Genomic DNA, 13,013 nt, shown 5'->3' with positions numbered 1-13,013 from the left:
GGGATGTCTATATTGGCAACAGTTCCTGCAAATGTTGCTGGGTCAGCAATAACACCGGCTGGCTGTCCGATACTGGTAGGCCACGTTCAGCAGGGTATTCGGATCGAGCGGATATAGCCCCCCCGCTCACCCCCCCCCCAGCGAGTGTCCGCCAAGCTCAAAGAAATGGTCATGGCGGCTAATCTTTCCAGTCCCAGTAAATCTTGCCAATCTGGGCCAAAGTGGTTTCTGTTTTATCGATGGGAATTCATAGCCCACCACGAAAGCGGACAGTTCGGGGGCAGGTAACGCCTGTCGGTCGAGTTTGCCGTTAGGGGTTAACGGGAAAGTCGCTAACGTGACAAAGGCACTGGGCAGCATATAGTCGGCAAGGTGTTGAACAGTTGCTGGCGCAGTTCCGGGGCACCAATTCAACCCCTTCCTGCGGTAACAGGTAGGCGACCAGCCGTTTCTGGCCTGGCTCATCTTCGCGAGCAATCACTGCCGCTTCACGTACGCCGTCACATTGGATGAGCCTGGCTTCGATTTCCCCCAATTCAATGCGGAAACCACGCAGCTTGACCTGAAAATCATTGCGACCAAGGTAATCGATATTGCCATCGGGCAGCCAGCGGCCGAGGTCACCGGTTTTGTACATGCGGGTATCAGGTGTGGCTGAGAAGGGATCGGGAACAAAACGTTCCGCTGTCAACTCAGGGCGGTTGAGATAGCCTCGGGCCACATTGGTGCCACCAATATAAATCTCACCAGTAACACCAAGAGGCAGCAACTGGCCTTGGGTATCCAGAATATAGATCTGGGTGTTAGCAATTGGTCGACCGATGCTGGGCTGTGACAATGTTAAATCAACCGGACAGAGGGTGGCGTCTACCGTACATTCTGTTGGTCCGTAAACATTGATAAAGCGGGTCGTTTCTATTGCTTGCAGTCTGGACCACATTGAAGGAGGAATACTGTCACCACCAACCAGCGCCAACTTGGGTTGATAACCGACACGGGTTCCCAGTCCGGCCTCTAACAGCCATTGTAATTGCACTGGCGTACAGTCGAACATGTCCACAAGGTGGTGTGCAAAATAGCGCCAGAGTTGCTGGCTGTCGGCACGGATCTCTTCAGGCACGATGATCAATGTATGACCGGAAAGTAACTGAAGCCAGATTTTCACTGAGGCATCGAACACAATACTGGCATTCATAGCTACGCGGCACGGCGGGCTGAGGTCGAGCGCTGCATTCAAACCGGTATGAAGATTGATGACATTTCTGTGTGTCACCATCACTCCTTTGGGCTGTCCCGTAGAACCGGAGGTGTAAATCACGTAGGCCAGATGGTGTGGTGTGAGTCCCAGCGTTTGAGCATCGGGATTGTTTTCAGATCCTTTGTAAAGAGAGAGTGTGACTGAGTATCGAGTAAAATGCTGGGCAGGGTGCAGTTCAGCATGTCGATGAACGCAGATTGGGTAAGCAGGGCTACCGGGGCAGCATCATCTATCATGTAAGTCAGTCGCTCGGCCGGATAGGTCGGGTCCAGTGGTACATAGGCCCCACCGGCTTTGAGGATAGCCAGCAGTCCCACCATCATCTCCAGACTACGTTCAACACAGATAGCCACACGATCATCAGGACGTACCCCCATGGCAATCAGATGATGCGCCAGGCAATTGGCACGCCGGTTCAGTTCTCTGTAACTGAAAGACCGATCTCCGAAGACGACGGCGGTGGCGTCAGGTGTGCGGGCGGCTTGTTGCTCAAACAATTCATGGATCAGGATGTTTTGCGGGAAGTCAATCCCTGTGGTGTTGAACTCGGTCAGTAACTGTTGGCGTTCCGTGGCAGGCAGGATTGACAGATCCAAAACCGGCCGCCGAGGTTCGTTCATTAGGGCTTCGGTCAGGTTGCTAATGGCAGTGACCAAATAATCAGCTACCCGGGCAGGATCAATTGTGGCGACGGCCTTGACTGATATGCTGAACGCTTCCCCAAGGTCATCCACTGAGAGGGTCAACGGGTAGTTAGTTCGCTCCCCTGCGGTCAAAATACGTATGCCCGCCCAGTGGTAACAGTCTCACGTTTCGTTTTTCATAGCGCTGTGACGATAATTGAACAAGGTGCTGAACAGCGGCATGGGTTGCTCCACACCACTGCACCGTTGTGCCAGCACTAATGGAGCCTGCTCATGTTCCAGCAAAGCGGTCAGGTTGTGATAGGTCTCCTGCACGATGTCTTGTACCGAGCGTCCGTTCAGAGAGATGCGCAGGGGCAGCGTGTTAATAAACATGCCCAGCATTTGATCAGCCCCCGCGCCGCCTTGCAAACGGCCCAGTAGCACGGAGCCAAACACCACATCATTGCGGCCGCTGGTGTGGGCCAGCACCTGTGCCCATGCGACATGGAACAACACACTTGGGCTGACACCGAAACGACGCGCTTGAGTGCGGATGGCTTTGACCCGGATCAGGCGGATAGACAGATGGGCTTTAATAACAAGGTCGTTACCAATTTTTACGTTAACTACCCCAAATGGCGCGGTGGGTTCGTCAATGTCCGCTAATTGGGCGCGGAAATAAGCTTCATGCTCGGCGGTTGATGTATGTAAGGTTTGAGCGATAAAGTTGCGATAGGGCAATACCGCTGGCAGCTTTTCCGTCTTTGCCTGCAAGATGAGCGCAATTTCTGTAAAAATCAGCTCCAGTGTCATATGGTCACTGACCAGATGATGGAAGCGCAGCGCCAGCAACCATTCATCTTGTGCCGGATTTTGGGCGATATCGGCAGTAAACAGTGGGGCGATATTCAGATTGATACGGTGCTGGCGTGGATCGGTGTGAGCCAGCAATTGCGCCGGAATATCGTCTGTCTGTCATGGCAGGAGTGAATTCACGGACAGTCAGCGTTGCCTGACGCCAGACCACCTGTACCGGCTGTGCCAGTCCTTGCCAGTAAGCGGCTGTGCGCAGGATATCGTGGCGGTTGATAACCTGTTGCAAAGCATTCAGAAAGTTATCGAGACGATCACGGCTATCGAAAGCGAGCAAGCTTTGCAGCAGATAATTATCCCCTTGGGTCTGTAACAGATGATGGAACAATATGCCTTCCTGTAAGGGGGCCAGTGGATAAATATCCTGTACATTATTTGTCCCGCCGGGGATCTGCTCAACGATAGCATCAATCTCAGATTGGGAAAGCGAAACCAGTGGCAACATATCGGGCGTAATGACCGCACAATCTTCGGGGATACGGTTGGGGGGCACAACAAAGGTGCTGACCCCATGCTGGATAGCCTGGGCCATATCGGTGAGGACCGGTGAGGCGAATACACTGCGAACCTCTAGCTGACGGCCCAGATTACGTAGCTCTTCGACCAGACTGACAATCATCAGCGAATGACCGCCAAGCTCAAAGAAATGGTCATGGCGACTGACCTGTTTGAGTCTCAGGAGTTTTTGCCAAATCTGCGCCAGAGCGATTTCTGTCTCACCGACGGGGGCTTCATAACCGCGAGCGACAACCGCCGATAAATCGGGGGCTGGCAGGGCCTGACGGTCGAGTTTACCATTAGGGGTGAGCGGGAAAGTGTCTAAGATGACAAAGGCGCTGGGCAGCATATAGTCGGCAAGATGCTGAGTCAGTTGCTGACGCAATTCAGCCAGCACCAATTCAGCGCCCTCTAACGGACGCAAATAGGCAACCAGTCGTTTCTGTCCCGGCTCATCTTCGCGGGCCAGTACCACGGCTTCGCGCACGCCGTCACATTGGTTGAGTTTGGCTTCGATTTCCCCCAACTCGATACGGAAGCCCCGCAACTTGACCTGAAAGTCATTACGGCCAAGGTATTCGATATTACCATCGGGCAGCCAACGACCGAGGTCACCGGTTTTATACAGGCGAGCATCGGGATGTGAAGAGAATGGATCATTCAGGAAGCGTTCAGCGGTGAGTTCAGGGCGATTCAGATAACCACGGGCGACACCTACTCCTCCGATATAAATTTCTCCCGCCACACCACGAGGAACGAGTTCCCCGTGTGCATCCAGAATATAAATCTGGATATTGGCTATAGGGCGGCCAATCGGCGGCGGATTATCCTCTGCGAAGGAAGTACAGGCATAGAGTGTGGCACAGACCGTGATCTCTGTCGGCCCATACGCATTAATCATTTGCCGGCCTGGTGACCAGCGTTTGACTAAGGTTGATGGACAGGCCTCTCCCCCACCAGCAAGGTTTGCACGGTATCGGGCAGGGAATCCATTACGGCTAACGTGGTCGGTGACAAGGTAACATGGCTGATGGCATGGTCAGCTAAGTAGCCAGACAGTATGTTGCCGGGCAACAGGCTGGCCCGCTGGGCGAGATACAGACGCCCACCCGTCATTAAAGCCATGAAATATTCCCAAATACTGGCATCAAAGCTATTGGAGGCGAATTGTAAGACGCGACTGTCGGCAGTGAGTGTCAACGCATGTTGCTGGGCGGTTACTAAATTGCACAGGCTATGATGTTGATTCATTACCCCTTTGGGTTGACCGGTCGAACCAGAAGTATAAATGACATAAGCCAGATGGCGCGCGTCACCCCACGCTTGGCGCTGGATTGTGTCGGTTGTGTTGCCAGATACGGTCTTGGTTATCCAGCAAGACCGTTGGCAAGGCGTTCTGTCGAGCCCTCTGTCCCGCCACGCTGTTTGGGTCAGTAAAGCCACCGGTGCCGCATCTTCCAGCATATAGGCCAGCCGTTCGGCCGGGTAGGCGGCATTGAGTGGCACATAAGCCCCGCCTGCTTTGAGGATAGCCAGTAAGCCCACCACCATCTCCAGACTGCGTTCGACACAAATAGCATCCGATCATCCGGATGCACTCCCTGCGCAATCAGATGATGAGCCAACTGGTTAGCGTGGTGTTTAATTCTCATAGCTCAGTGTTTGTCTCCACAATGACGCTCTTGCATTGTGCGTTTTGCTTCTCCGACATTGGTGGATCATGCCTCTTGCGGGAATCTTTTTTTTTTCTTGCCGATATTGACTTGGCCTGCGGCCGTTTCCCTATCTCCACTGGGGTGTAGTTTCGTCTCTGCGGTCAAAATACGTATGCCCGCCCAGGTGGTGTCAACGGTCTCAGTTTCACCCATTTCCGTTTCATTCGAAGCGCTGTGACGATAATTGAACAAGGTGCTGAACAGCGGCATGGGTTGCTCCACACCACTGCACCGTTGTGCCAGCACTAATGGAGCCTGCTCATGTTCCAGCAAAGCGGTCAGGTTGTGATAGGTCTCCTGCACGATGTCTTGTACCGAGCGTCCGTTCAGAGAGATGCGCAGGGGCAGCGTGTTAATAAACATGCCCAGCATTTGATCAGCCCCCGCGCCGCCTTGCAAACGGCCCAGTAGCACGGAGCCAAACACCACATCATTGCGGCCGCTGGTGTGGGCCAGCACCTGTGCCCATGCGACATGGAACAACACACTTGGGCTGACACCGAAACGACGCGCTTGAGTGCGGATGGCTTTGACCCGATCAGGCGCGATAGAGAGATGGGCTTCAGTAACAAGGTCGTTACCAATTTTTACGTTAACTACCCCAAATGGCGCGGTGGGTTCGTCAATGTCCGCTAATTGGGCGCGGAAATAAGCTTCATGCTCGGCGGTTGATGTATGTAAGGTTTGAGCGATAAAGTTGCGATAGGGCAATACCGCTGGCAGCTTTTCCGTCTTTGCCTGCAAGATGAGCGCAATTTCTGTAAAAATCAGCTCCAGTGTCATATGGTCACTGACCAGATGATGGAAGCGCAGCGCCAGCAACCATTCATCTTGTGCCGGATTTGGGGCGATATCGGCAGTAAACAGTGGGGCGATATTCAGATTGATACGGTGCTGGCGTGGATCGGTGTGAGCCAGCAATTGCGCCGGAATATCGTCTGTCATGGCAGGAGTGAATTCACGGACAGTCAGCGTTGCCTGACGCCAGACCACCTGTACCGGCTGTGCCAGTCCTTGCCAGTAAGCGGCTGTGCGCAGGATATCGTGGCGGTTGATAACCTGTTGCAAAGCATTCAGAAAGTTATCGAGACGATCACGGCTATCGAAAGCGAGCAAGCTTTGCAGCAGATAATTATCCCCTTGGGTCTGTAACAGATGATGGAACAATATGCCTTCCTGTAAGGGGGCCAGTGGATAAATATCCTGTACATTATTTGTCCCGCCGGGGATCTGCTCAACGATAGCATCAATCTCAGATTGGGAAAGCGAAACCAGTGGCAACATATCGGGCGTAATGACCGCACAATCTTCGGGGATACGGTTGGGGGGCACAACAAAGGTGCTGACCCCATGCTGGATAGCCTGGGCCATATCGGTGAGGACCGGTGAGGCGAATACACTGCGAACCTCTAGCTGACGGCCCAGATTACGTAGCTCTTCGACCAGACTGACAATCATCAGCGAATGACCGCCAAGCTCAAAGAAATGGTCATGGCGACTGACCTGTTTGAGTCTCAGGAGTTTTTGCCAAATCTGCGCCAGAGCGATTTCTGTCTCACCGACGGGGGCTTCATAACCGCGAGCGACAACCGCCGATAAATCGGGGGCTGGCAGGGCCTGACGGTCGAGTTTACCATTAGGGGTGAGCGGGAAAGTGTCTAAGATGACAAAGGCGCTGGGCAGCATATAGTCGGCAAGATGCTGAGTCAGTTGCTGACGCAATTCAGCCAGCACCAATTCAGCGCCCTCTAACGGACGCAAATAGGCAACCAGTCGTTTCTGTCCCGGCTCATCTTCGCGGGCCAGTACCACGGCTTCGCGCACGCCGTCACATTGGTTGAGTTTGGCCTCGATTTCCCCCAACTCGATACGGAAGCCCCGCAACTTGACCTGAAAGTCATTACGGCCAAGGTATTCGATATTACCATCGGGCAGCCAACGACCGAGGTCACCGGTTTTATACAGGCGAGCATCGGGATCCGAAGAGAATGGATCGGTCAGGAAGCGTTCAGCGGTGAGTTCAGGGCGATTCAGATAGCCACGGGCGACACCTACTCCGCCGATATAAATTTCCCCCGCCACACCAATGGGAACGGCCTCCCCATGGGCATCAAGAATATAGATTTGGATATTGGCCATAGGCTGCCCAATCAGACTGCCAGGCCGTGAATAAATAGCGGCCTCGGTGAGACCGTGATAGATTGATGACGGTAATCTCTGTGAGGCCGTATAAAGTGACAGACGGTTTTGTGCCGTCGGGTTGCGGGCCACCCACGGGACCAGTGTATGTAATTCCAGCGCTTCACTGCCAAAAATCATGGACGCAGGGAAAGGGCAGCCGCAACATCCAGAACCTGAGCGGAAATCAGTGCAACTGGAAGGCACAAAATGGATCGTCTGGTAGATAGTGACGGTTTTCTATGGCTCATACCAATAGAATAGTGCGGTTGACCGGGGCGACATTCGGCTGAAATAGCGACCAACCAACCGCCGTAAGCTAAAGCCCCCCAAAATTCCCACACGGAAACATCGAAACTAAACGACGTTTTTTGTAAAAGCGACCAGACATCTTTATTATAAAACTGATAAGGGTTTCATTTGCGCAAAGCAAACGGTTAACACCGCGGTGCTCATTCATCACGCCTTTGGGTAATCCGGTTGAGCCAGAGGTGTAGAGTACATAGGCCAGATGACGCGATGTCAGCCCCAGCGTCTGGGCGTCTGGATTGTCAGTCGGTTGTGCTGTCAGAAACGATTCATGGCGATCAAAGATCTTATCCAGCAAGACCGCAGGCAAGGTGCTGTCAAGTTTGTCGCGTAACGTGGTTTGCGTCAGTAAAACCACCGGTGCCGCATCTTCCAGCATATAGGCCAACCGTTCGGTTGGGTAGGCCGGATCGAGCGGGACATAAGCACCACCTGCTTTAAGAATGGCGAGTAACCCCACCACCATCTCCAGACTGCGTTCGACACAAATCGCTATCCGATCGTCAGGATGAACCCCCAGCGCAATCAGATGATGTGCCAGACGATTAGCATGGCGATTCAATTTCTCATAGCTGAGAGCGTGAGCGCCACAAATGACGGCGGTTGCATTGGGCGTTTTTGCCGCTTGTGCTTCGACTAATTGGTGGATCAGTGCCTCTTGTGGGAAATCAACTTGAGTGGCGTTAAAATCGGTCAGCACTTGTTGCCGCTCTGCCGCCGGTAAGATGGGGATATCCCGGATTGTTTGTTGCGGATTGTGAACCAGAGCATCGATCAAACCGCTGATAGCTGTCGCCAGATAGGTGTTGATTCGTTCGGGGGCGATTTCGGTGACAGTCAGGGCCGTTAGCTGGAAGCCGTTCCCTAAATCATCCACTGACAGGGTGATGGGATAGCTAGTACGCTCCTCAGCAGATAAAGTACGTATGCCTGCCCAAATGGTATCAACCCCCTCGGTTTCACCCACTTTCGTTTCACCCGAAGCGCTATGGCGATAATTGAGCAAAGTGCTAAACAGCGGCATGGGTTGCTCCACGCCACTGCATCGTTGTGCCAGCACTAACGGTGCCTGCTCATGCTCCAGCAAGGTGGTCAGATTGTGATAGGTGTCCTGCACGATTTCTTGTACAGTGCGTCCATCCAGAGAGATACGCAGGGGCAGGGTGTTGATAAACATGCCCAGTATGCGATTAGCCCCCGCACCGCCTTGCAAACGACCCAGCAGCACGGAGCCAAAAACCACATCATCGCGGCCGCAGGTTTGGGCCAATACCTGCGCCCAGGCCACATGGAACAGGACACCGGGACTGACGCCCAGCCGACGCGCCTGAGAGCGAATGGCCTTCGCCAACGTAGAGTCAAGTGGAAGACGGTGTTCGTTGATAACACTATTATCGCTGGGTACGCTGAGTATCCCGAAGGGAGCGGTGGGTTCATCAATATCTGCCAGTTGGCTACGGAAATAGGCTTCATGTTCTGCCACGGGCACACTTAATGTCTGGGCAATAAAGTTGCGGTAGGGCAACATCGAGGGCAGTGTTTTTGCATTGCCCCGTAGTATCTGGGCAATTTCCGCTAAAATCAGCTCCAGTGTCATATGGTCACTGACCAGATGGTGGAAACGTAAAGCCAGCAGCCACTCATTCTGTAGCGGATCGTGGACGATATCGGCAGCAAAGAGAGGGGCGCGGTTCAAATTGATCCGATGCTGACGCGGATCAGTGTGAGCCTGTAACTGAGCCGGAATATCGCCTGTCGTGGCCGGGATGAATTCATGGATAGTCAGCGGTGCCTGACGCCAGACCACCTGAACCGGCTGTGCCAGTCCTTGCCAATAAACTGCCGTACGCAGGATATCGTGGCGGTTGATAACCTGTTGCAAGGCATTCAGGAAGCTATCGAGACGATCGCGAGAATTGAACGCGAGCAGGCTCTGCAACAGATAGGTATCCCCCTGTGTCTGTAACAGATGATGGAACAGGATACCTTCCTGCAACGGGGCCAGTGGATAGATATCCTGTACATTACCTGCTCCGCCCGGGATCTGCTCAACGATAGCATCAATCTCAGATTGGGAAAGCGAAACCAGTGGCAACATATCAGGGGTGATAGCCGTACAATCTTCGGGGATACGGTTGGGGGGCACGACAAAGGTGTTGACCCCATGCTGGGTAGCCTGAGCCATATCGGCGAGGACAGGTGAGGCGAATACATTGCGAACGTCGAGCTGCCAGCCTAAATTGCGCAGTTCTTCCACCAGACTGACAATCATCAACGAATGGCCGCCGAGTTCAAAGAAATGGTCATGGCGACTGACTTGTTTGAGTCCCAGGAGTTTTTGCCAAATCTGCGCCAGAGCGATTTCTCTCTCGCCGACGGGGGCTGCATAGCTGCGGGCCACAACCGCTGATAAGTCCGGGGCCGGCAGCGCCTGACGGTTAAGTTTACCATTGGGCGTGAGCGGGAAAGTCCCTAACATGACAAAAGCACCGGGCAGCATATAGTCAGCCAGATGCTGAGCGAGTTGCTGGCGCAGTTCAGCGGGCGCCAGTTCAACCCCTTCCAGTGGTAACAGGTAGGCCACCAGCCGTTTCTGTCCCGGCTCATCTTCGCGAGCCAACACAACCGCTTCACGTACCCCGTCACATTGGGTCAGTCTTGCCTCAATTTCTCCCAACTCGATACGGAAACCGCGCAGTTTGACCTGAAAATCATTGCGGCCGAGGTAGTCGATATTGCCATCGGGCAGCCAGCGGGCAAGGTCGCCGGTTTTGTACATACGGGCGTTTGGCTGCGAAGAGAAGGGATCGGGCAGGAAGCGTTCAGCGGTGAGTTCAGGCCGATTCAGGTAACCGCGAGCCACACCGTCACCGGCAATATGAATTTCACCCGCCACCCCGACGGGAACAGGTTGACCCTGCGTATCCAGAATATAAATTTGGGTATTAGCGATGGGGTGGCCGATAGGGATTTTTCTGTTTCACGTCTTCGTCTTCCATGGCCGGGATTTCATAGGCACTGGCAAACGTGGTGGTCTCCGTTGGCCCATACACATGCAGTAAGTGTTTGGGTGGGTGATCTTCGTTTGAGACGAATAGCAGGGCGGTTATCCGCCTGTTCACCGCGGAAAGGGAATCCATAGCGTAAACCAGCGAGTGATGGCCCAATTAGATATATTGGTTAAACAGGGCTGTTGGTTAGAAGAGGGCAGTTGACCCCTTGCGATGACAGACACTGAACAAAATGAGTGATATTTTCCGGGATGAGAGAAACGCGCCCATGAACTAAGCCCGCCCACACTTCCCAGGTGGCGGCGTCAAATGAATTGGCGCAATGGGCAATACAATCGTCAGAGCCAACATCAGCAAAGCCACTGTTAATGATGAGCCGAAGTACACTTACGATGTTCGACCATTACGCCTTTGGACTGCCCCGTCGAGCCGGAGGTATAAATCACATAAGCCAGATGGCGTGATGTCAGCCCCAATGTATGGGCTTGCGGATTATGAGTCGGTTGTGTTTCCAGTAACGTTTTCTGGGCCAAGCACTATGACGTTGCCGGGATGCTGTCGTGCAGTCTGTCGTATTGTGCTGTCTGGGTCAGTAACACCACCGGAGTGGCATCTTCGAGCATATAAGCCAGCCGTTCGGTAGGATAGGACGGATCGAGCGGGACATAAGCCCCGCCAGCCTTGAGGATGGCAAGCAAGCCCACGATGGTGTCCAGACTGCGTTCAGCACAAATCGCCACCCGATCATCTGGATGCACCCCCAGCGCAATCAGGTAATGGGCCAACTGATTGGCTTGGCGATTAAGCTCGCCATAGCTGAGGGTTTGCTCCTCAAATACGACGGCGATAGTATCGGGATTCTGTGTTGCTTGAGCCTCAAAAAGCAGGTGGATCAACGCGTCTTGCGGGAAATCGGCCTGAGTGGTATTAAAATCCACCAGCAGTTGTTGCCGTTCTGAGGCGGGCAGTAACGGCAAAGTGGCAATATGTTGGGTTTCATCCGCTACCATGGCGGTCAGCACATTGTTGAAATAACCGACTATCCGCTCAACGGTGGTGGTGTCGAATAAATCGGTGGCATATTCCAACTCACCGACCAGACCGGCCTCGGTTTCACTCAGTGACAAGGTCAAATCAAAATGTGCACTACGATGTGCCTGGTCAATCGTAGTCAGTTGCAACCCCGGCAGGGTCAACGCTTGGGCTGGGGTGTTATTTAAGGCCAGCATCACCTGAAAAAGGGGGTTGTAGCTTAAGCTACGTTCAGGCTGGAGTGCTTCTACCACCTGTTCGAAGGGCAGATCCTGACGGGTATAGGCGGCCAGTGCCCGCTCCCGAACCTGGGCCAGCAGATCCGCCACACTGAGATCATCATTGAAGGTAATGCGTAAAGCCAGTGTGTTAACAAAGAAACCGATTAACCCTTCCAGTTCACGGTGTGGACGGTTGGCAACCGGGGTGCCGATAACGATATCATCCTGTCCACTGAGCCGAGCCAATACGAGACTCCAGGCACTGAGTACCGTCATAAATAAGGTGGTGTGATGGCGCTGTCCAAGTTCCTTTAGTGAAGCCAATAAGTTTGCGTCAACGTGCACAGGCACTTGGTTGCCCACATAGGTTTGTACCGCCGGGCGTGGCCGGTCGGTTGGGAGAGTGAGTAAGGCGGGCGCGCCAGCAAGCTGGGCACACCAGAAATCACGTTGTTCAGTGAAGACTGTGCCTTGTAACTGCTCCTGTTGCCAGACCGTATAATCAGCATACTGAATTGGCAGGGAGGGCAAAGGGTCATCATGATGACCGTCAAGGGCCGCACGGTAAAAAGTGCCAGTTCTTGCACCAGCACACCGATGGACCAGCCATCAGTGATGATGTGATGCAGGGTCAGTAACAGCACATGCTCTTCGTCTGCCAGTTGTAGCAATTGCCCACGGATCAGCGGCCCCCGGGCAAAATCGAAGGGCGTTTGCGCCTCAATATCAGCGAGTTCAGTGACACGCTGGGTACGTAAGGCCGGATCAAGCGGGCGCAGGTCGTGACAGGACAGAGCAAAACCGATATCAGCCGGATCGATATGCTGGCAGGGTTGACCTTCTGCCAGGATAAAGCGGGTACGCAGACTTTCATGGCGGGCAATCAGGCGGTCAAGTGATGTTTTCAGCGCATGGGAGTTGAGCTGGCCTGTGAGGCGTAAGGTCACTGGCAGATGATAAGCCTGACTGGCCGCCGGATCGAGCTGGTTGATAAACCATAACCGCTGCTGGGCAAAAGAAAGAGGCAGAGAGTGATGTCTGTCCGCGGGTTTAATCAATGCCGGTTGCTGTTGTTCTCTGCGGGCTTTCAGCTGTTCTGCAAGTCTTTTCTCCAGAACCGCCTGTTTCAAGTCATCGATATTCATATTGATCTTTGTCATTATCTACTGCCTCCGCGGGGCTCTTTCCCGCCTAAAATGGCCATCAATTCTTCTGCTGACAGTGAGTCAAGATCGTCCTGAATTGACTCAAGTTCGTTTTCCCCTACTACACTCTTTTGGGCTGAGAGAATG

At 53.5% G+C, this 13,013-nt stretch carries 2 protein-coding genes and 3 pseudogenes; all 5 read right to left on the bottom strand.

Annotated features, from left to right (window positions below; all coding sequences use genetic code 11):
• Positions 1-7: 7 nt before the first annotated feature.
• Entirely contained in the window at positions 8-130 is a 123-nt protein-coding gene (locus ACSJJG_RS11060) for a hypothetical protein (protein WP_481089384.1), read from the bottom strand.
• Positions 127-414, bottom strand: coding sequence for a hypothetical protein (locus tag ACSJJG_RS11055; RefSeq protein WP_481089383.1), 288 nt, complete (start codon positions 412-414; stop codon positions 127-129). The genes ACSJJG_RS11060 and ACSJJG_RS11055 overlap by 4 nt, the downstream gene beginning before the upstream one ends.
• A 1-nt stretch (position 415) precedes the next feature.
• Positions 416-7,121: pseudogene (locus ACSJJG_RS11050) on the bottom strand (amino acid adenylation domain-containing protein); the annotation flags it as partial.
• A pseudogene (locus tag ACSJJG_RS11045) lies at positions 7,062-7,289 on the bottom strand (hypothetical protein); the annotation flags it as partial. The pseudogenes ACSJJG_RS11050 and ACSJJG_RS11045, both read right to left, overlap by 60 nt.
• Positions 7,290-7,456: 167 nt before the next feature.
• A pseudogene (locus tag ACSJJG_RS11040) lies at positions 7,457-12,928 on the bottom strand (condensation domain-containing protein); the annotation flags it as partial.
• Between the last annotated feature and the right edge of the window lie 85 nt (positions 12,929-13,013).

It is taken from the genome of Xenorhabdus sp. SGI 60 (assembly GCF_056632175.1).
Note: the sequence above shows the minus strand (reverse complement) of the source record. Positions and strands in the feature narration are given on the sequence as shown.